This is a genomic window from Pseudobacteroides cellulosolvens ATCC 35603 = DSM 2933 (assembly GCF_001262605.1).
Taxonomy (GTDB): Bacteria; Bacillota; Clostridia; order Acetivibrionales; family DSM-2933; genus Pseudobacteroides; species Pseudobacteroides cellulosolvens.
Genome location: NZ_LGTC01000001.1, coordinates 5,184,386 through 5,205,103 on the forward strand (window position 1 = coordinate 5,184,386; position 20,718 = coordinate 5,205,103).

The following is a 20,718-nucleotide window of genomic DNA, read 5'->3' on the forward strand; positions in this document are numbered from 1 at the left end:
AACTGTGAATAAATGACACAAATATTTCCCATCATTACGTGATTTTAGCACTATGGAAAGTTAAAAGTAACTATATTCGCTATTTTTTAATATTGAGAAATTATGGTATCCGTTAAATTTGGAATACGTTACAGATTATAACTTCTGCGGAAAATGAGCAAGATTTACAAAATCACATGGGATTTTTTTCTTTGTTATATATATAAATTCTTCCATAAAAATTTAAACAAAAAAATCATCCATGGATATCACAGAAATGGTATCAATGAATGACTTTTGAGGCGTCAATGTGGAGAGTATATTTTTTAAATATCCTGGTGCTTTATCTTTAAGCTACATGAACCCTGCACTATTTTTTATAATTTACAGCTCCATTCTTCTTTTACTGATATAAATTTGTTATATAAGATCATCGACATTGTGTTTGTCAACTACATCAGTTCTTGTCCAAATCACGTCACTTTCAGGTTTTTCATTTGCTACAAGATAATTATAAATATATATAATAGGATCATGCCCCTGACCAAATGCGTCTTGCCCAATTGCCGCATATATTATATCATCTTTTATAAATTCGAAAACTTCTTTGTTAAAATCGAAGCATACAATTCTTGTCTTTCCAACTAAATTTAATTCCTTTATAGCTTTGGCTGCACCTGCTATTCCGCCACCTGTGGTAAAAATTCCATCTATGTTTTTATTTTCTCTTAAAAACTTTTTAACTTTGTCATAGACTACGTCATGATTGTCTGAAGCTTCTGTTTCAGCAACCAGTTTAATTTGGGGTTTACTTTTTAAACGTTCCTTTATTTTTTCTGTCCTTGCCTTATGAACCGATACTGAAAGAGAACCTCTGAATATTGCCACATTTCCCTTTCCCTCCAACGCCCTGATCATAAAATCAGCGGCTAAAGTTCCTGCTTCGTTTATATTTGGCCCAAAGTAAGCTGTCTTTTTTGAAGGTGTTGCTAAATCGCAGTTGAAAATCATAACAGGTATATTTTTTCGTGATGCTTTATCTATTAGTGGGACAAGCTCTTCAGAAAAACCAGGTGCAACAATTCCGTCACAGCCCTTATCAAGGTATTCTGCAAAAGCCTTTACTATCTTTTCAGGTGAATTTTCAGTAAAACCGGTATATTCTATGATTGCATTTTTTTCTGCCAGTTCTTTCTGTGCATACATTACACCTTGTTTTACACCAACCCAGAATTCATGATCCAATGGGCTTATAAACGCAATTTTTAGAGTCTTTTTACTAACTGCTTCTACTGGAGTTACAGCAGTTTTAAATCGCTTAACCAGCCTTTCAATTCCATTAAGCATATTCTTCAATGATAAAATATTCTCACTGATCAATTCTGTACCTGCAAGTTCTTCCTGCGTTACTGCAGCAACTTCCTGGGTTTCTGAAGAAATCTTGTTGGCAGAATTGAAAAGGTCTTGTCCCTTTTCCCTAACTTCATGTGTACTACCGGATATAACACTTGCTTCAGAATATACTTTTTTTGTATCCGAGCTTAATATATCTGTATTATTTTTTATAGAATCGAATGCTTCCTTGATGGAAGAAAATAATTCCTTGCTAACATCATAATTTTCAATACAGCTTACAATGCTGGTTTTTACATTATTGCTGCTAGCTGAAACATTATTTAAAAGTGTATTGATTTTTGTGATACTTTTTCTTGTTTCTTCAGAAAGCTTATTCATCTGGTCAGCCACAACAGAAAATCCCTTTCCCGCAGCTCCTGATCTTGCAGATTCAATGGACGCATTAAATGCAAGCATTTTCAACTGATCAGTTATATTAATTATTAATGCACCTAATTGATAAATTTCTTTTAATTCCATGTTCAAATGATCAATAAAACCTGATGTACTGCTAAGGTTATCAGTAATAACATTCATTTGTTGATTATAGTCATCTAAGTTTTTATTGCCAACATTAGTTGAATCTACTACAGAGTTAACAAAATTCTCTATACTTGCTATACTAGCTTCAATTGAATGTACTCTTTCATCCACATTATAAATGCTATCCAATGTGTCCTTTACAGTTTTTAACTGTTCATGAGCTTTTGCAGCTACATTGCCCATACTTGAAGCTATTTGCTCATTTCCTTTAAAACTGGATTCTATACTTTTCGATACCTTGTCAATGGCATCAGAAATAGTTACAATATTTGTTTTAGTTAATTCAGTGAAACTCAGCAGATTCGCTTTCATGTCATTAAATGCTATACATAATGTTTCAAGGCCTTTTGCTTTACTTACCAAAATATCACTGGTGTTGAGCTGTCCCTTAGATAGCAAATGTGCGTTATAATTAATAATGTCAATCCCTTTAAAAAATTTTAATAGAAGAATCTGGAGGGACCCTCCTAAGACTAAAGCCAGTAATCCACAAATGATTTGAGTTCTTTTATATGCTTCTTGATCTTTTATCCAAAAGCCAGATGTTATTAAAACCAGTAAAACACAAATTATTAAAACCGATAAAAAAATAATTATAGATCTGGTTCGATTTTTAGTCTTGATTCTTAATTTTCTTGTTTCTGGCATAAACCCATACCCCCATTATTAGTCGTTAGCACATTTGTTCAAATATATGGTACCTCTAAAACTCAGAACATACATTATATTTCGCCCGAGATATATTTCGGTATATTTGTTATAAAAATTCACCTGAATATTATGGATATAAAGTAGACATGCGTATTGACTAATAATACGATGAAATTGTTATTAGCAACAAAAAGCGAAAGAAGTGAGCCTACTCTCGTTTAATGAGCCCTAGCATGTTTTGACATATGGCAGTCATATTTGTTGTAGCACCTGTTTGTTGTTCTGTAAGCTTTGATACTTCAATTGCATTTATATAATTCTTTTCTACAGCATCCCTAACATTTTCTACTGATGAAATCATTTTAATAACACTTTCATTTGTGCTTTCAAGAAGGCTTTTTACAACATCAGTATCATCATTTAGCTTTTTATTGGACGCCTCTAATTGATTAAATACCATCAAGCTTGATGTTATTAATTCAAATGTTTTATAAACAACAATAAATAACTTGTCTATGTCATAAGAAAACTTCATTATTTCATTATTTATTCTTGATGTTGCAGTATCATTGTCTTTTGAAGTAATTATTGCAGATTCTGAAAGTTTTTGAAGCTCTCTATTAATTACACTTTGTCCTGAAAATCTGCTTTTATCAGCACTGGCAGATTGGACAAGTGCATTTAATGCTACAAGTTTTGTCTTGGATGATATTGATTTTATCTGTCTGTTATTGTTCGACAGATTAGTTATTTCTTTCTTTAGCAAACTATAGCTTTCCTTAAAATTCTCTAAAGATTTGCAGACAATATCCATCTGTTTTTTATACATGTTAACCTGGTCAGTGCCTCTCTTTACAAACTCAGACAGTGATGATATATTTTCAAACATATTTTTGATGGCTTCTGACATGTCATTTATATTATTTGTGGTTTCACACAGTATACTAAAAGTTTCATCTACTATTGAATTTTCATGTTTCGCATTTTCTGCTACTTCAATAACTCTCTTAACTATATTGTGCACCTGGTTATCAAATGAAATTATTTCATTTTGCTGATTAGATACCTCTTCTTCCAAAATCTCAAAGTATGTATTATATTCCTCAACTTTCGAATTCAACTCTTCACTTGAAGAAGAATTATCCTTGAGCTGACTTTCAAAGCTCTCTAATTTTACTTTTAACTCATTAATCTCCCTTGTGTTATTAAGTAGTTCCTCATACTCTGACTTACTTATTCTAATTGTATCCTTTTTCTTTGCGAGAAATTTCAGTATCATTATTCTCCCTACCTTCGAAAAACACAATATTATATCAATCACCAAATGCAATAAATGTTAATGATTGATTCATGTGCTGTCTTCCCAATTGCTCTCCATATGTATTAAAGCCACATATAGGTATATTAAGCTTAAGATACTTATCAGATACTTTTTCCACACTGCCTTCACTTTTAAATTGCGTAAGCCTGAAAATACAGTTTGACATAAATATTCCTCTGCAATCAGGTAAATTTTCCTTTAATATTTCAATAGACTTATCAATTTCCTGCATGGGATCAATCCATTCCAGTAAAGCTAAAGGAGTATTGGGGAGAACTGTACAATAAAATGAAACAGCTTTTCCGTCAGTACTTGATGGTGAAGTGATCCATACGTTATCTTGGAATATTCGGCCCATAGGATGGTGCATAAAATGCTTCGGCAAATCTTCAATCGTTACACCAATTGATTCAGCATAAACTTCTGCTGCAGGTCTGCCATCAAGTTCATAAACTGTTCTTGTTGCAACATCAGCTTTTGTTACCATGAATTTATGGTTTGTTGGTCTGTATATGTCTTCTTTATGCATAAAGAACTTGTGCTTGGTTTTTACAAACGTTAATACCGCAGCATTGGTAGATACTTCTCCATTTAGTGCCACCATATTTTTTGAAGCATCAAATGTCAGATCATCACCTGCACTACCACCTACAAGCGGAAGTGTTTTAAAAATACCTCCAAAAACAGATAATACTTTTTCTTCCGCAGCTGATAAACCATCAATATGCATTATTGCAAATGCTTCCTCTTCGTTGTCCGGAGAAATCCCCACTTTTTGAGCAGCCTTTAGAAGTGCAGGTTTACCTAAAAGAGCTTTTGACTTTACATCCTTTAAAAATGCTGAGGAAACTTCAAATTTATCTGATGAAAAACTCGTTGCACTAATGTGTCCCTCTACCAATCCCTTATTTCCAATTTCTCCTGCTGATGTACATCCAACAACATCACATTCAGGGAACACATTTTTAAATAATTGTGCTGCTTTAGAAAAATCATATTTTGTAGGACTAACGTAGAAAAGAACCAATTTCGTATTATCTGATTTTATCACTTTTACTATTTCTTCAACAGCCACGTCTAAATTAGGATTATTAGAACATTGATTTTTTATATCGAGCATACCAAAATCCTCCTTATAATTACTAATAATAAATCTTTTATATTTATCATCTATATAATATATCGGAGAAATTTTTGATTAAATTATATAAAACTGTATTATTTATATAATTTTCTACAATTAAAGTGCACATACTAATTAACATAATTCATTTTTTGTAAATCTAATGTTTCTATGGAAAATATGGTATATAATTGCATTTATCTTTTCCCAAACAATGAATCTAATAGCCCCTTCTTAGGACCTATCTTCCTTAAGAGCTCTTCCCTAACTCCAAGTATACCTTCATCTCCTGGATTTATTTCCAACAACCTGTCAGTAACTATAAGTGCCTCATTATAAAGACCTTTATCCTTTAAAATGAGGAGCTTAAGGTTTAACAAATTTTCATAATTTCCATCTATTTTAAGTCCATTATTACAGGATTCTTCTGCTTCATTTATCTGTCCCAATTTATACAATGCCCATGCTTTATTCTGATATGCCAACAAATAATTGGGATTTATATCCAATGCCAAATTGCATTGAGCAACACATTTCTGGTAATCTCCTATACAGTATAGTGTATGGCTCTTATCAATATAAGCATCTATCATTGATGGATCAAGCTCAATAGCTTTATTGAGATATAAAAGTGATTCCTGGTACTCTTTGGCATTATTGAGTGCCGATCCTGCAACATAATGATATAATGCATGGGATGGACTAAGCTTTATTGCCTTTTTGTACTCTTCAATTGCCATTTTGTAATTGTTCTGATTGGAGTATACATCTCCCTTAAGTTTGTGAAAACGGTCTGTAATCCTATGATTAAGTGCAATAGCTTTGTCAATTTCTTTAAGTGCTTCATTGTGCTCATTCATGTTAAGCAGACTTAGTGCCTTGTAATAATATGCAACTTCATATTTATTATCTAGCTCAATAACTTTATTCAAGCAGTTTATAGCATCCTGGTAGTTATCCTTGTTAAAGAAGCATACACCTTTGCTGTAATAAGCATCTGTACTGTTTTCATCCATTGCAATTGCTTGATCGCAAAGGCCTATTGCATCGTCAAACCTCTCATAAATCCTCATTACATTAGCCTTTTCAAGGAAAAGTCTGGAATCGGACAGTCCATATTCAGCTGCCCTTGAGAAAATGTTCAGTGCTTCCTCATACTGGCCAACCCTTGTAAGAAGCTTCATCTTAATAACATATATATCAATCAGATAGAGGTAAATATTTAATGCTTCTTCACAGGTTTCTATACATTCCTCGTAGAGTTCAAGCCCTAACAGGGCTTCAGCCTTATTTTTATATGCATGTGCCATTTTGGGATCAATGCTTATGGATTTTTGAGCACTCTCAAGAGCTTCTTTAAATCTCTCCAGCTTGTTTAGAGCAAAAGCTCTGTTATTATGAGTCAATGCATCATCAGGCTTTTTCTCAATTGCCTTGTCATAAAACTGCAGCGATTCCTCATACCTTCCAAACTCATCTATTATACATGCTTTATAAACTGTAAGATCATAGTCGTCCGGATAAATCTCCAATGCCCTGTTTACTACTGTATATGCCAGTTCCTTTTTCTCCATGGCCAGCAGAACTTTGCTGTACAAGAGATAGCTTTCATTATTCATTTTGTCACTCTGCTCAAGTTGGCTCAATACACCATAGCTGTCTTCTATCCTGTTGGAAGCCAGATAAGCTTCTGCAAGCTTTATCTTCACGTCAGTATCCTCAGGGTTTTCTTTCATAGAGACTTCCAACTGCTCAACCCGGAACTGGTATGCACAGCCTATAAGCACCCTGACCTCTCTATTGTATTGGAGCATATCCCTCAGTTTTTCCAGATGTTCTATTGCCTCTTCATATTTACCAATGCTAATGCAACACTTTCCAATTGAAAACAAAACATCAATGAAATCATCCTTTATTTCAATAGCCTTTTTATAATCCTCATATGCAGCCTGGAAATTTCCAAGCCTGAAGTGGAGATTTCCCCTGTAACTATGAGCATATAGGTCATCCGGTTCCTTATTTATAAGCTCGTCCAGCATTGATTTTGCCTCATCAAGCTTCCCATTTGTGGACAAATATCTGGACTTTAATATAACCAGATCGGGGTGATCCGGACATATTTCATTTGCCGCATCTATGGCTTTCATTGCCGCATACAGGTCATAGTCATCTATTGCATGGCATCCCTTGTTGTGTTCATTTATAAAGTTTTCCTGCGTTCCATCGGGACATCCCATGAGCTTTTCATACCTGAAATAATCCTTGCTGGTTATCTTGTAAATAACAAAATCAATAAAATTCTTAGGGTATTGTAAATAAAGTTTCTCCTTCTTTGCAACCCATGAGAAATAAGTGTTAAATAACACCCATACCTCATGCGGCAAACTGTAATTATCCATTAGAAATGCAAGAATTCTTTCGCTGATCTCCTTGCCAGTGTCTATATTGTAGCAGATATCACTCTCTAAAAGCTCTTTCCATGTAGAAGTATCAATTCTCTTCATAAAATTGTTGTAGTTATCTTCAAACCTTTTCATGAATTCTTCTACAGGGGTCATCGGCTTACCTGATTCCCCCTCTTCCTGGCTTGCCTTTTGAAGTGCCTCCTCGTAAGCTGCCCTTAAGACCTTGAATCCTTCAGGATCAGTCTCCGGTGAACATACCCTGAGCTTGGTAGAATAAGCTCTTTTAATAATTTTCACATCATTAGTAGGACTGATTTCTAAAACCTTGAAGCAATCCATAATTAAAAGCCTCCTTTGGTATCAATGGAATCAAATATATCAGTAAGCTTTTTTCTACATTCTTCAACTTTTTTGAGATCCTGCTTATCCAAAATTTCTTCAAACTCCATTAAAAGCTGGGCTATTTCCTGCCTTTCCCTGCCTATCTTTTCTTCATAGAGCCTTTCTCCTCTGGCAACCACAAGCTTATTCTCATGATTTTCCCTTGGATGAATCTTTAAGTGGGATATGCTCTTTATGCTTTCAACTATCTCTTCTGAAGTCATATGACCCGGTTCCTTTTCTATAATCATGTTCTTTTTAAGGCCCGTTGATACAACCGTTACCTCGACCTCCAGTATGCCGTTAATATCATAGGTAAACCTTACATCAATAGCCTCTTCACCGGCAGTCTTGGGAGGCACCGGAACATTCAACTCTCCTAGAAAAATATTATCCTTGGAAAGCCTTGATTCTCCCTGCAGAATGTCAACATTAATAATTTTCTGATTGTCATATATAGTATAAAGCCTCTCCACCTTGCTTACAGGAATGGTTGTGTTACGCTCAATTATAGGCAAAAAGTGTCCTGGCTCATGAAAGCCCTGTGACTTTCTCACAGTAACGCTTGTCCCTAAAGTATATGGGCAGACGTCTGTCAGAATAACCTCTTTTATTGAAGCATCCTTTCCTTTGAGGGCAGCCTGAACTCCTGCACCTAAAGCCACAACCTCATCGGGGTTAATGTTCGCATAGGCCAGTTTGCCAAACAATCTGCTAACAAATGACCTTATGAGGGGAAGCTTTGTTGCACCGCCTACTAAAAGTATAGAGTCGATATCACTAATCTTTAAGGATGCATCGCTTAACGCCCTTTCAACCGGCTCTCTGAGCCTTTGAAAAAGATGCTTTGTAGCAGCTTCATATTCATCAAGGGTTATTTCCAGTTTAAGTTCTTCTTCATTAATGAGGCAGGCTACTGTTGCCACCTTCTTCTCACTGAAATCACGTTTTGCCACCTCTGCCTGCTTTTTGAGCATTGCATGATCCTTCTCCCCTAATTGGGATGTGGTAAGTGAATGGTGTTTTAAAAACATATTAACCAATATTTCTGTAAAGTCTTCGCCTCCAAGGAAATTATCCCCTGCAACCGCACGAACTTCCATTATATTGTCGAACAACTCCAGTATGGAAACATCAAAGGTTCCCCCACCTAAGTCAAACACAAGAAACTTGTTCTCGGTATCCCGAAGATGAAGTCCGTAAGCTATTGCAGCAGCAGTTGGCTCGGTAATAAGCCTGTCTACTCTAAGACCTGCCAATTCACCGGCTCTTTTTGTCGCCTTTCTCTGTGCATCACTAAAATATGCAGGCACACTTATAACCGCCTCAGTAACCTTGGTACCTAAAAAGTGTTCTGCATCCTCCTTCAATGCCTTAAGTAAAATGGCAGAAAGCTCTTCAGGTATAAACTCTTTAGTTCCAAGAACATATTTTTTCTTTGTACCCATATTCCTTTTAAACACTGATGCACTTAGTTCCGGGTGTGCTATCTGCCTCTCCTTGGCAATTTGGCCTACAAGCACATCACCATTATTATCTATACTAATAACAGAAGGTGTAAGATTTTGACCTAACGAGTTTGGGATAATCACCGCACCATCCTCTGTCCAGTATGATACCAAGCTATTGGTTGTTCCCAAATCAATTCCGATTATTGCCATAAATCCCTCCGCAAAATATCTTTATCCGGATACTATTATACTTATATTATCCGCATTAATAAATAAACTAAGAATAAATTTTCTATGGGAAAATTATTTTTGATTAGACATAAATAAATTTTACCAAAGATGCGATTTTTCTTCAATCTAAACTTTGATTATAGGCATGTTGAAAATATAACTTACCGTATAATTTCGCTTTCGAGTTAACTTAACTCGTGAACACACGCTCAAAACGGTAAGTAATATTTCAATCATGCCATATCTTAAACAGCCTTTTCGCATTATTTGTGGTAATCTCTGCAATCTCATCAAAAGTTTTATCCTTGATTTCGGCTATCTTTTCTGCAACCAGCCTTACAAGACTTGAGTCATTCCTGTTGCCCCTGAAAGGTTCCGGTGTAAGGTATGGGCAATCCGTTTCAATCAAAAGCCTGTCAAGAGGCACATACTTTACTACATCAATAAGCTTCCCTGCATTTCTATATGTTACAGGTCCTCCCACCGATATATAAAAATTATTTTCCATAACCTCCCTGGCCATGTTTATATCACCGGAAAAGCTGTGTATAATTCCGCCTACCTCTCTGGCGTTTTCATCCTTCAATACCTTTAGGGCATCCTCATTGGCATCCCTGATATGAACAATTATGGGAAGCTTAATTTCCTTAGCCAGATCAATCTGCCTTACAAAGCAATCTTTCTGTACTTCTCTTGGTGACAGATCCCTGTAATAATCTAGCCCTATCTCACCTATCCCTACAACCTTATTGTTTTTTGCAAGACTTCGAACCTTTTCCAGCACTTCGTCATTCATCTCTTTTGAATAATGAGGGTGTATACCAACAGCAGCATATATGTAGCTATATTTTCTCGATAATGAAATCGATTGTTCTAATGACGGTATATTGTATGAGACATTCAGTATATAGGATACTCCGCTTTCATACGCCTTTTTTATAGCTTCATCCCTGTCATCCTTAAACCTTTTATCATTAAAATGTGCATGTGTATCAAACAACATATAAGTTCCTCCTATAATTTCTATTTTACAACCCATTCTACCTGATGTGCTTCTGTCATATCAGGCACCTCAAGCTTTGTCACCATTCTTCCAATTACATTCTCAGGCACACTCCTGGACCGTTCTCTGTTACGCTTCAAAATTTCATAATATGGAGCTTCCATGTATATTATTTTAACCTTTGCCCCGTAAGAATGGAACAGATCTATCAACTGCCTCCTAAGAGAACTTGTTAGGTTAGTCGCATTCCATACAAAATTTTGATTCTTACGCAAATAAGTCCTTGCCGTTTCTCTTGCCTTAAAAACAACTTCCCCCTGCTCATCTCTGGGTGATATATCCAGATCATCTCTAATATCATCAAGTGATATTACAGGATAATGTGAATAGTTGTTTTGAATCCAAGTATCCTTTCCTGCTGCGGGCAAGCCCGACATAAGTATAACTTCTGACTTTGTATCATCATAAGCTTCAAAATCCACAAAACCATTTTCCTTTTGGAAATATACAAACCGGCTTATGTGATTTGGAAAAGCCTTTGGTTTCTCCAAGCATCCCTGCTCTCTGCAAAAATCAGCAAAAAGCAATACTCTTTCCAATAAATCTGTTGAATCCCTACACTCTCTTCCTAAAACATCTGCCTTTGAAAGCATTGCAAGCCAATCCATCCTTGTAGTTTGACTGGCTCCTATTACTGCTTTAGCCGGATTGGGCTTTTCAAAAAAGAATAGGGGCAATCCATGGAATCTCACAAGCTTGGCTATTGTCTCACGCATACCAAATGGAGTGGATATTCCTAATCCCATATCCTTATATATGATTCTTCTTGCAGCCATCTCACCTTTAACAGCGTGCCCGGGTGAAATTATTGCTCCTTCATCTTCCCTCGTGCAATAAGGCTTTGCTACATCATGCAGAAGTGCTGCTGCAAAGATGACTGATTGCGAAACCTCATTAAGCTTCCTCCATTCCTTCATAGCTGCAAGTGCTTCACAAACCAGCTTAGTATGTGTTAGAACATCTCCTTCAGCATGATGTACCGGATTCTGCTGTACACCCTCCATTGCCCTGATCCACTCAAAGCTATCATATATTTTGTCCCAATCCACTTGAAAATCCGGTGCTTTTGGACATACAGGCAGGGACCAGTTATAATTATTAATTTCATCCAGATACAATTATATCAACTCCAACACTTAGCAATTTATCTATTTCTTCTTTAAGGGCATCCTGCAATTTTCCCACCTGTTTCTGATTTAACAAAGTCAAATAATTATCATATTTTGAATTGAAGCTTTCAAAAGCATCATCAAGAAGCTGCTTTGTTAATTCATTTTTATATTCACTCTTATGTATTCTCCCAACCTTAGAAATTACATTATTAAGCCTGTTTTTATTAATCATGCCCCTAATCTCACTGATTATTGATTCAAGCATCTCATCTGTACACACAGCATATCCGGAATACTTTGTGCTCCAGTTATTTGCTCCATGAAACCTGCTCTCTTCTTCAAATTCAGCAATCTTTTTCTTGATAATAGGCCTTGCAATTCCCTTAGCGGTTTTGATAAAAACAGGTTTTACAGGCTTTATTACTATTCCCTCTGCTTTATTTTCAAAATTCAAAGGCGGTAGTCCCAATAGCTGCGGTATATTTGACTCAAATCCAACAGGATAATCGGATGCCTTCTCAAAGCTTCCTTTGAATAGTGGCTTTGCATACATTAGCCCAGCCTTTTCAAATATGTTGACAGCGATATTATAATCCAAATATTTTCTTTCATTGCCTGATTCTACAGCAATATCAAAAGCACAAAACTCGATATCGGGTGAATAGTATACTCCCGTTTGCACTGCTTCAACCTCCCTATTTACAGCAACCTCAGCATGTGGGTAATATCCTCCGAAAAGCTCTCCATATATGGTTATTCTCTCAGTGCTTTTTTCCATGTTTAATATAGTTTCATAAACTTTTTCAACCTTACCAATAATTATATTTACTAGTACCCTGTGGTTAAAAAAGTTGTCATCCGAAAGCAGCATTTCTTTTCTTTTAGCATAACGGATATTGATACCATCCGTTATTACAGCAAAGTTCGAGCCGTGAATCTTCTCAGTCACAACCCATTCATACTTTTTTAAATATCTGTAATCCTCAACCGAAAGTTTAAGCCTGTCAATTCCCTCGGCTATCTTTTCATAACTAATAAATTTCCAGTCTGAGGTTTTATCAACATCTTCAATTAACATTTTCATCCTTCCCCTATACTTTGTATATATCAGCATCATCTCTCAGTATGTTAGGAATAATAGGCCTTTCCAGCCAATGGCTTTCGGAATTGAGTATACTGGTAAGAAAACTTGCCCTTACATATTTATATCGTTCCTTAACCTCACCGTCTTCCTCAACTTTGATATACAAGCCTTCCATCTGGTGGCTTATATCAGTTTCCTTCAAAATCTTCTCTGCATTTAAGCCTCTCTCATTGCAGTGTTCTATAAGCCTTTCCCTTGCATTGCCGGAAATGAAATGAGATCTCCCTAGAAGGCCGATAAGTTCCTTATGCAGATTCATTTTCCCTTCAAACAGCACCAGTACAGATGTTATAAAATCATAGCCCTTTAGCACCACTCTTCTGCTCTCAGTGCTTAAAAACCTTTGTTCCACTTTATCATAAATATCAAACTCCATAAAATAGTGAGGAAGCAAGTCATAAAAAACAGTGTGCTTGGCATAAAGCCATTCTCCATAGAGAATGTATCTATCCCCAAGGATATCCCAAAGCTTTGCAGAATGTGCATTAGCCCATGTTTTAAAGAGATTGAAATGCTTCTCTCTTCCCCCTCCGGTTAAATAATGCCCTCTACTTTGCAATAGCAGCTCTCCCTCTGGAGTAAAGCTTATTCCGCTATTTGCACCATCAACCTTTTCTTCAACAACTATAAATCGTTTTGCAATCTTACTAAACGGTACACTGCTAAGGTCCTCGTCCCCAGGCTGACACCTCGATCCTTCAATATGTGGCGTTCTGGGATATTTTAATATTTTATCTAACATAAATTATCACTCCAGTCTGTTACAAACTTTGCAAGTATGTATTTATATTTCAAAATAAATAAAGAGCCGCTAAATCCTTTTATTGGAATTAACCGCTCTCTTATACATAATTTTTATATGTAACAGCCTATTACTTGATGCTATTAAGGATATTACTATCCTTAACCTTATACAAGCGAGGATTAAACCAATGTATTTTATTTATTCTATTAGTTTTTTCAGAAAATTTAAAATTGTACATTAATAATCCTCCTTTCCACATAATAACTACAACATTTTTCAAAGTATAGTGTTTATATTGTATTACAGGACAACATCTACTGTCAAGGAATATTTTTCTTATTCAAATTGGTTATTCAGACTGGTTGCAGGGAAATATAAACTTTTCTATAAACCCACTATATTCATCCTTCATAGGAAGATCAAAGTCCGCCTTTATCCTACGCCTTTGGGCAGTTGCAATACTGCCTGTCTTAGGGTTTATGCAAGGTTTCTCATACTCCTCCCAATATAGTCCTATACCCCGCTTCTGCCAATTAGGCACCTCATTAAAATTGATGCCATTTTTAAATAGAAGCTCATTCTTATCACTAACAGACATACCACTCAAAAAATCCGTAGCTTCCTTTACAGAGCTGCCTTTTTTTCTTAGCATCCAATAACAGTGTGAATTTAAGGCATTCCTGTGTGCATCCTCATTTCTCCATCTGAAGTAATCAACTACTGCTTTAGGATTGGGAAGTTCAGATATTCTGCAGTCAAAGCATGCCACATCCCCAAGCAATAATGACAGCTTTGCACTAGCCTCACCAGCAAGCACTGAATTGTATTTACGTACCTTTCGACCATATGCACCTTCATTTATATGAAACATAAGTGATATTTCATCGCTTTGGGTATACCCATATACCACCCTGAATCCGCAATTCATAAGATGTTTAACGGTTTCAACCATATAATCCCTAAACCTTATATCATAGGGACTTTCAAATTTATGAACCTCTTTAGTAAGCCTTGTAAAGCTTCTTCCATCTATGCGTGCAACCATATAAACTTCAGGCAGGACGCAATAATCATGGGCAGTTTCGTAAACCCTCATTTTTGAGTCAAGTTCATCAAATTTCATCTTTCCACTCCTCTACCATGAAATTGTTCTCTTCACTAATACTAACATAATAGAGCTCGTCGAAGCCCTCTTCCATTCTTGGAATCTGCAGCTTGGCACTCGTACTTCTGATGCCTATTAGTGAAACACGCTCTTTTCCAGTCCTTTTATCATTTCTTAATATGGCTTCATTTACGCTTGAATGGAAATAGTACCCCACAACCTTAAACTTAGCCGCTTTAGCCATATCAATATACTTTTTCCTATCTTCCTGCGTGGGATTGGTATTGTCAACCACAAAAGGCTGTTTTGCCTTTATGCAAGCCTCAAGCATTATATTTTCCTTGTTCCTTGTCTTTAACATATCCAGGTTTATTCTAATATGTGTTTTATAAAACCTATCCTTATAAAAAGTGCTTTTGCCTGTTGCCTGCAACCCTGTGAATATAACTGCTTCCATAGATGACACCTCTATATTACATTTTAATTCCCATTCTAATCTATATATACTGCAAATTTCATCATGAAACTTGAATATAATAAGTTATATTTTATTCATTACTCAAGTTCAATTACACCAACACCCAGCTTGGGGCACAGAAATCCATCCCAGTCTATGCCCATTATGCCTGCCGCAAAATGCATAGGAATAATGGTGCCGATATAATCCCACTTAAAGGGTATCACACTGATGTTGGATGGAAAAGATGAATATGTAACACCACTGTACATGTTTCCATTTATTAATTTAACCCAATCAAAGTTGTCTCGCAGTTCCAATTCACCATTCCTATTCTTTTCATGTGCAAAAAAGACTGTAATCCAACCTGTTATGTAAGGCCCCCCTGAAGCATCTTCATATTTATAGATGGATGTCCAGAATGATTCATCGAATTCCAGGCCTGCTGCTGTTTTATAAAGTTTCTCCAAAACAGGAATCATGTCATCAAAATAATTCTTCAATGAATCAAATACCTTTGATAACCTTTTAGTACTGTCAATAAGTTTTTTCCAATCATCAACTTCCCCATCAAGGCGTACTTTAGGAATATGGCAACGCGTAACTACAGTAAAGTCGTAATACTTTTGTATTGCATCCATGAACGAAACCAAAACTGCTGTTTGAGTTTCTACTGTAGTAACACTGAAAGATGGAACAAACAGATCAATAACATCTCTAGAAATATGGTCCTCAAGAGGCTGTTTGAATGAGTTTATCGTCCTCAGCCAATTACTTTGGAAATTATATACCAGAGTATCATCAATAATTACAATTTCCTTTTTATTTTCTGGATCTCCATTAAAAACACCTGCATACTTTTTCGGGTTTTTCTTAATATGCTGTGCCACTTCGTAAGTTATCATATACCATATAACTTCAGGGTCTAAACTAATAGGTATATGATCGGCAAATGCCATATGTACCGACTGAAGCATAAGGCTGTTGGATTTTAAACCCCCGTATTTGCCAGGAACCATTAATCTGTTTCTTGACATAAACTGTATGGATATTGTTTCTCCTGTTATGCTTTCAATAAATTTCTGATTGTTATATTGTTTTATATCTATTTCAGCATCATAAATACTGTCTGATTTATCTCTAATAGGTATATCGATAATTATCATAAACTTAACCCCTTCCTGTCTTTGCTAAGGTATTCCTAACATCATAACATTATTTATTTCAATCTAAAATCAAATTATATTATATACTTAATGCGAAAATTTCATATAAATTGTGTCTACTGTTCCAAACCCTCCAATAACTCACTTACCGACCTCACAGTCCTGTCTGGAATTACTGTTGAGTCAACAGGCAATCCGTTATTCCTATAATCGTTCCAAATTCCCAGTATTCCAAGCTTTTGAGGCCCTTCCACATCCCATTCAAGGTTATCTCCTATCATCCAGGTATCCTCAGCCTTTACTCCAAGCCTTTCCAAAGCTAATAAATAAACTTCAGGCTCGGGCTTTCCAAAACCTGTTTCTCCTTCAACCAATATAGTATCAAAGAACTTTTCCAGCTGAAACTTCTCAATTTTTGCCCTCTGCTCACATATTCCTCCATTAGTTACCAGTGCTAGCCTGACTCCTCTTTTTCTCAGTTCAACCAAAGTATCCTGGGCTTTATCAAACATTTTCATACTTTCCAAGTGTCTCTTCTGAAATAACTGGGCCATTTCGTCAGAATAACCTTCATCCCTGCCGCCTAAGCCTTCTATTGTCATTTTTATAAGATTTCTTCTTGCCAGAAGCATATCCTGCCTGCCGATCTTATGACGCTGCTTCTCGCTCCAGTACCAATTTCTTATGCTATACAATTTACTTATAAAAACTTCATATTCAAAAAGATTATATTTATCTATGAAGTATCTGGAAACTTCATCCCATATTTCATTAGATATTCCGCCTGATAGTATTATAGTGTCGTCCATATCAAAAAGTATGGCTTTTGGTAACATTTTTTTACCCCATTTCTATTTTAGGCATGTTTAAAATAGAACTTCCTGTATAATTTCGCTTTCGTGTTAATTTAACTCGTGAACACACGCTCAAAACGGGAAGTGATTTTTCAATCATGCCTTAATTCTCTTTAAAATTATATCACAATAAGATTCTGAGTAAATTATACTATTGTAATGCAAAAAATAACAACATGTATCTCTGAACTGAATATACTTTTATAGCTTTACTTAAACAACACTATTTGTAATGTCCTAAAGAAATGGGTTATCTGGAGTTATACAAATGTAAATATAGTAGAGGAGAACATTGATATTACCGTGAAAAATTGTGGTGTAAGTATACACCATAATTTCCTAGACATTAAAAAAATTAATTTTGAAAACAATAATAATATTATAATTTAAATAAAAATTAAAAGAAAGCAGGTTAAATCAATGGAACCCAGTCAAATTGTATGTCCTTCATGCAAAAGCAATATCCTTACAGCAAAATACGAAGCAAAGTATGTATATTCATATATCATTGATTCCAATGCTCCCGGACTAAAAAACAAGGAGGAATTGCTTCCTTTTCTTTATGATAACCGTGAGCAGGTTGAAGCTAGGCAATACATAAAATGCGAGTCCTGCGGCAAGCAGTTCCCTTGCTTCTTTTCAACAAAAAGTAGCGGTATTGATTATAATGACCTGCAAAAAATTCTCAGTAATGATAACAACATCTAAGAGTATTTCAAAAATACATAATGCCCTTCTTAGTATCAATAAAGCCGCTGGTAAATGTAACCAGCAGCCCATTTTTTACTCATCAAGAAACTTTTCCTGTGCATCCTTCAACTCACCCGGGTTTAGGGTATCAACCGAATAGTTTTCAATTTCATTTTCTCCTTCACATCCTTTTTGGCAATACCAACTTTTAACCCTGGCTTCTATTTCGGCATCTGTACCTTCTACTTTGTATGGATATACTCGGATTAGCTCTCTGGTCTCATTATCCCTTAACCCAACCCTTCCAGCAGCTTCAAATTTCCCTTGAAATTTTCTTCCCATTTATAAATCTCCTCATAAAGAAATTACGTTTTATTTATTTTTTTACATATAGTTTAAGGAAATTAACTCGTTTTATACTTCCATGGAAATTAAAAGTTTTATTAATCTTTTGTATTTTACATATCCTAATTGGGAAGTAAAATTTTTAATCATTACTTAATTAACAATTATATATACCAGATAATAATAAAGGCATCTCAAAAATGCATTATTAAAGTATTCTTTTAACATCATTAATTCAGCTTTTTGAGATGTCCTATTGACCAAATTATTATCTGTTTATACCTAAATCATATACAACAAGGAGTAAAATAAAATGGAAAATCAATATGATAGAATTAAAATAGGTGAGCGTGGTGCACGTATCAGTATATTTGCTTATATTATTTTATCGGTATTTAAATTAATAACAGGCTATCTTTCAGAATCGGAGGCACTCACAGCAGATGGTCTTAATAACTCGACGGATATTATTGCTTCATTAGCAGTATTGATTGGGCTGAAGATATCTAGAAAACCGGCAGATGAAAACCATCACTATGGACATTGGAGGGCTGAGACTGTATCTTCACTAATTGCGTCATTGATCATGATTGGTGTCGGGCTAAATGTTCTATATAATGCCATAAGATCAATAATAAACTTCAAAGCTCCTACTCCTGACATAACTGCTGCTATTGTAGGAATTATTTGTGCTGGAGCAATTTATTTAGTATATCTCTATAATAAAAAGATAGCACTTTCCATTAAAAGCTCGGCACTTATGGCTGCAGCAAAGGATAATTTGTCTGATGCCTGGGTCAGTGTAGGTACATCAATCGGAATTATTGCATCTCAATTCGGGCTGGCATGGATTGACCCTGCAGCAGCTATAGTTGTAGGAATATTAATCTGTAAAACCGGATGGGATATTTTTCGCGAAGCGGCACATAACTTAACTGATGGGTTTGATAAAAAAAGCCTGGATAATATATTCAAAATAGTATGCCAAGTACCTGGAGTATTAAATGTAAAAAATGTTAGAGGTCGCGTATATGGAAATAACATTATGGTTGATGTGAGCATAATTGTTGATGCTTCTCTTAACATTTCACAGGGGCATAAAATCACTGAAGATATAGAAAGCCATCTTAAAAGTAAATTTGATGTTATTGATGCTGTTGTCCATATTGAACCTGACAAATAACAATCTTGGATGACTTATGATACAAATCTAATATATTCATCCAATACCCTAGAAAGAGTATATAAATAGTCTTTAATTTCTTTATCCTGTACAAGAATCCTAAAAACCTTTAGTATATCTCTTTTAAATTTTCTGCTTATTTTAATTTCAGCCTCATCAAACAATAATGGACATAAATACTTTGCTCTTGGATCTTCAATTATAGAAAGTCTTCCCACCGAATCAAGATATGGAGCAAAAGGGAAAATTCTACAAGCTAAGGGGCGAAGCTTTCTTTTGCACATACCTTGGCATATTGCAAAAAGAATATCTGAATTTCCAAAAGATTCACTTCTAATATTTAAGAATCCTGAATCAGTGTGAAGCACTTCTTCACCTGGATATAAATGCATGCCGTTGTTGCTGCCACCGGAACAACATTTTTTATCACACACAAGACCGCAGTCAAATCTTAATGGCGTGGAGTTTTCCAATATTCTGTATGTTTTTTTGTATAATATTTTTTTATTCATAAATGCACCTTCATCAAAAGAGACCAACCTTTCATTACTAGACTTAATTATAACATTATTAATTTTGCAGTCAATAAATAACACTTAAACATTTAGGATACAAAAGAATAACGAAAAACTTGATGGGGAACATACCGCGTCCCCCTCTTAATGACATGTACATAAGTCTGGCCTATTTTGAAAAGTGTTTATTCCTGTAAATCTTTAAAACACAGATACCAATCAATACACATTAAGCCTTGGGGATTTTGTACCCTTTCAATTAGCTCCTTATATGTTTTGGGATAGGGTACAATTACCGGCTGCCCAGGCATCCAGTTAGCTGGAGTAACGACCTTTTCCTTATCTGTAGTTTGTAGAGCATCAATTAGCCTTATAATTTCAGGTATGTTCCTGCCATTAGTTGATGGATATTGCAATATCGCCCTTATAATTCCTTTCGGATCAATAATAAATACACTTCTGACAGTCTCCGATTTGTTCAAATCTGGTGCAATCATACCATATAGCCGTGCAACTGATGCATCTCTGTCAGCTACAATCGGGAAGGGAATTTGTATTCCTGTATTTTGATAAATATTATAAACCCATGCCAGGTGTGACGGATTACTGTCAATACTCAAGCCTAAAAGGCAAGCATTTCTTTGTACAAAGTATGGATAATACCTTGCAAAAGCAATAAATTCGGTAGTGCACACAGGCGTAAAATCTCCAGGATGAGAAAAGAAAACTAGCCATTTTCCCTCATAATCAGATATCTTTAAAGGTCCAAAAGTTGTTGTTGCACTAAAATCAGGGGCCTTCATACCTATTTTTAAAGGTTCATTATCAGTCATCATATCACCCTTAAAATAAAACTCTT

The 20,718-nt window shown here is 35.4% G+C and carries 18 protein-coding genes; 2 read left to right on the forward strand and 16 right to left on the reverse strand.

Translation table 11 applies throughout. The features are described 5' to 3' along the window. Positions 1-399: 399 nt before the first annotated feature. The 13 genes from Bccel_RS21460 to Bccel_RS21520 form a co-directional block, all read right to left on the reverse strand. Positions 400-2,565 (reverse strand): substrate-binding domain-containing protein, encoded by a 2,166-nt coding sequence (locus Bccel_RS21460; protein ID WP_036944866.1) that lies wholly within the window; start codon positions 2,563-2,565, stop codon positions 400-402. 211 nt (positions 2,566-2,776) lie between these two features. Next, positions 2,777-3,847, reverse strand: a complete 1,071-nt coding sequence (locus Bccel_RS21465) for a methyl-accepting chemotaxis protein (protein ID WP_036944867.1) — start codon at positions 3,845-3,847, stop codon at positions 2,777-2,779. Positions 3,848-3,881: 34 nt separating this feature from the next. Continuing rightward, the gene (locus Bccel_RS21470) at positions 3,882-5,009 is read right to left on the reverse strand and encodes an FIST signal transduction protein (RefSeq protein WP_036944868.1); all 1,128 of its coding nucleotides are present in this window, start codon (positions 5,007-5,009) and stop codon (positions 3,882-3,884) included. 200 nt (positions 5,010-5,209) lie between these two features. Further along, positions 5,210-7,756, reverse strand: a complete 2,547-nt coding sequence (locus Bccel_RS21475; RefSeq protein ID WP_036944870.1) for a tetratricopeptide repeat protein — start codon at positions 7,754-7,756, stop codon at positions 5,210-5,212. A 2-nt stretch (positions 7,757-7,758) separates the two neighbouring features. Beyond that, positions 7,759-9,459, reverse strand: a complete 1,701-nt coding sequence (locus tag Bccel_RS21480) for a molecular chaperone HscC (RefSeq protein ID WP_036944871.1) — start codon at positions 9,457-9,459, stop codon at positions 7,759-7,761. A gap of 250 nt (positions 9,460-9,709) precedes the next feature. Then, positions 9,710-10,483: a TatD family hydrolase gene (locus Bccel_RS21485; RefSeq protein WP_036944872.1), complete on the reverse strand. Its 774-nt coding sequence runs from the start codon at positions 10,481-10,483 to the stop codon at positions 9,710-9,712. A 20-nt stretch (positions 10,484-10,503) separates the two neighbouring features. After that, on the reverse strand, positions 10,504-11,661 hold the full coding sequence (locus tag Bccel_RS21490; RefSeq protein WP_036944874.1) for an AAA family ATPase: 1,158 nt from the start codon (positions 11,659-11,661) through the stop codon (positions 10,504-10,506). Further along, positions 11,648-12,733 carry an RNA ligase family protein gene (locus tag Bccel_RS21495; protein ID WP_036944875.1) on the reverse strand — a complete coding sequence of 362 codons (1,086 nt, stop codon included), beginning with the start codon at positions 12,731-12,733 and terminating at the stop codon, positions 11,648-11,650. Before Bccel_RS21495 ends, Bccel_RS21490 begins: the two co-directional genes overlap by 14 nt. A gap of 13 nt (positions 12,734-12,746) precedes the next feature. Next, a complete protein-coding gene (locus Bccel_RS21500) occupies positions 12,747-13,541 on the reverse strand; it encodes an RNA ligase family protein (RefSeq protein WP_036944876.1) in 795 nt (264 codons plus the stop codon). A gap of 352 nt (positions 13,542-13,893) precedes the next feature. Beyond that, complete coding sequence (locus Bccel_RS21505) at positions 13,894-14,667, reverse strand: tRNA(His) guanylyltransferase Thg1 family protein (protein ID WP_036944878.1); 774 nt, start codon at positions 14,665-14,667, stop codon at positions 13,894-13,896. Then, complete coding sequence (locus tag Bccel_RS21510) at positions 14,657-15,106, reverse strand: AAA family ATPase (RefSeq protein ID WP_036944879.1); 450 nt, start codon at positions 15,104-15,106, stop codon at positions 14,657-14,659. Before Bccel_RS21510 ends, Bccel_RS21505 begins: the two co-directional genes overlap by 11 nt. 98 nt (positions 15,107-15,204) lie before the next feature. After that, complete coding sequence (locus Bccel_RS21515) at positions 15,205-16,272, reverse strand: DUF4419 domain-containing protein (RefSeq protein WP_036944880.1); 1,068 nt, start codon at positions 16,270-16,272, stop codon at positions 15,205-15,207. Between the two features lie 116 nt (positions 16,273-16,388). Further along, entirely contained in the window at positions 16,389-17,108 is a 720-nt protein-coding gene (locus Bccel_RS21520) for an HAD family hydrolase (RefSeq protein ID WP_036944882.1), read from the reverse strand. Between the two features lie 438 nt (positions 17,109-17,546). Between Bccel_RS21520 and Bccel_RS21525 the strand changes: the two genes are divergently transcribed. Then, a complete protein-coding gene (locus Bccel_RS21525; protein WP_036944883.1) occupies positions 17,547-17,834 on the forward strand; it encodes a hypothetical protein in 288 nt (95 codons plus the stop codon). Between the two features lie 75 nt (positions 17,835-17,909). Here the strand turns inward: Bccel_RS21525 and Bccel_RS21530 are convergent, their stop codons facing one another. Then, complete coding sequence (locus Bccel_RS21530) at positions 17,910-18,158, reverse strand: hypothetical protein (RefSeq protein ID WP_036944885.1); 249 nt, start codon at positions 18,156-18,158, stop codon at positions 17,910-17,912. Between the two features lie 316 nt (positions 18,159-18,474). Here Bccel_RS21530 and Bccel_RS21535 point away from each other — a divergent pair, with 316 nt between their 5' ends. Next, positions 18,475-19,344 carry a cation diffusion facilitator family transporter gene (locus Bccel_RS21535; protein WP_036944886.1) on the forward strand — a complete coding sequence of 290 codons (870 nt, stop codon included), beginning with the start codon at positions 18,475-18,477 and terminating at the stop codon, positions 19,342-19,344. Positions 19,345-19,358: 14 nt separating this feature from the next. Here the strand turns inward: Bccel_RS21535 and Bccel_RS21540 are convergent, their stop codons facing one another. Together Bccel_RS21540 and Bccel_RS21545 are read right to left on the reverse strand one after the other, a co-directional pair. Then, positions 19,359-19,856, reverse strand: coding sequence for a hypothetical protein (locus Bccel_RS21540; protein WP_050753713.1), 498 nt, complete (start codon positions 19,854-19,856; stop codon positions 19,359-19,361). 188 nt (positions 19,857-20,044) lie between these two features. After that, positions 20,045-20,695, reverse strand: a complete 651-nt coding sequence (locus Bccel_RS21545) for a peroxiredoxin (RefSeq protein WP_242857040.1) — start codon at positions 20,693-20,695, stop codon at positions 20,045-20,047. Positions 20,696-20,718: the final 23 nt, after the last annotated feature.

Bases quoted from the DNA above. Each gene is read 5' to 3' on its own strand.
- Bccel_RS21525 (WP_036944883.1), top strand. From the start codon at position 17,547: ATGGAACCCAGTCAAATTGTATGTCCTTCATGCAAAAGCAATATCCTT.
- Bccel_RS21495 (WP_036944875.1), bottom strand. From the start codon at position 12,733: ATGTTAATTGAAGATGTTGATAAAACCTCAGACTGGAAATTTATTAGT.
- Bccel_RS21470 (WP_036944868.1), bottom strand. From the start codon at position 5,009: ATGCTCGATATAAAAAATCAATGTTCTAATAATCCTAATTTAGACGTG.
- Bccel_RS21475 (WP_036944870.1), bottom strand. From the start codon at position 7,756: ATGGATTGCTTCAAGGTTTTAGAAATCAGTCCTACTAATGATGTGAAA.
- Bccel_RS21465 (WP_036944867.1), bottom strand. From the start codon at position 3,847: ATGATACTGAAATTTCTCGCAAAGAAAAAGGATACAATTAGAATAAGT.
- Bccel_RS21530 (WP_036944885.1), bottom strand. From the start codon at position 18,158: ATGGGAAGAAAATTTCAAGGGAAATTTGAAGCTGCTGGAAGGGTTGGG.
- Bccel_RS21505 (WP_036944878.1), bottom strand. From the start codon at position 14,667: ATGAAATTTGATGAACTTGACTCAAAAATGAGGGTTTACGAAACTGCC.
- Bccel_RS21485 (WP_036944872.1), bottom strand. From the start codon at position 10,483: ATGTTGTTTGATACACATGCACATTTTAATGATAAAAGGTTTAAGGAT.
- Bccel_RS21520 (WP_036944882.1), bottom strand. From the start codon at position 17,108: ATGTTACCAAAAGCCATACTTTTTGATATGGACGACACTATAATACTA.
- Bccel_RS21460 (WP_036944866.1), bottom strand. From the start codon at position 2,565: ATGCCAGAAACAAGAAAATTAAGAATCAAGACTAAAAATCGAACCAGA.
- Bccel_RS21510 (WP_036944879.1), bottom strand. From the start codon at position 15,106: ATGGAAGCAGTTATATTCACAGGGTTGCAGGCAACAGGCAAAAGCACT.
- Bccel_RS21535 (WP_036944886.1), top strand. From the start codon at position 18,475: ATGGAAAATCAATATGATAGAATTAAAATAGGTGAGCGTGGTGCACGT.
- Bccel_RS21500 (WP_036944876.1), bottom strand. From the start codon at position 13,541: ATGTTAGATAAAATATTAAAATATCCCAGAACGCCACATATTGAAGGA.
- Bccel_RS21545 (WP_242857040.1), bottom strand. From the start codon at position 20,695: ATGATGACTGATAATGAACCTTTAAAAATAGGTATGAAGGCCCCTGAT.
- Bccel_RS21480 (WP_036944871.1), bottom strand. From the start codon at position 9,459: ATGGCAATAATCGGAATTGATTTGGGAACAACCAATAGCTTGGTATCA.
- Bccel_RS21515 (WP_036944880.1), bottom strand. From the start codon at position 16,272: ATGATAATTATCGATATACCTATTAGAGATAAATCAGACAGTATTTAT.
- Bccel_RS21540 (WP_050753713.1), bottom strand. From the start codon at position 19,856: ATGAATAAAAAAATATTATACAAAAAAACATACAGAATATTGGAAAAC.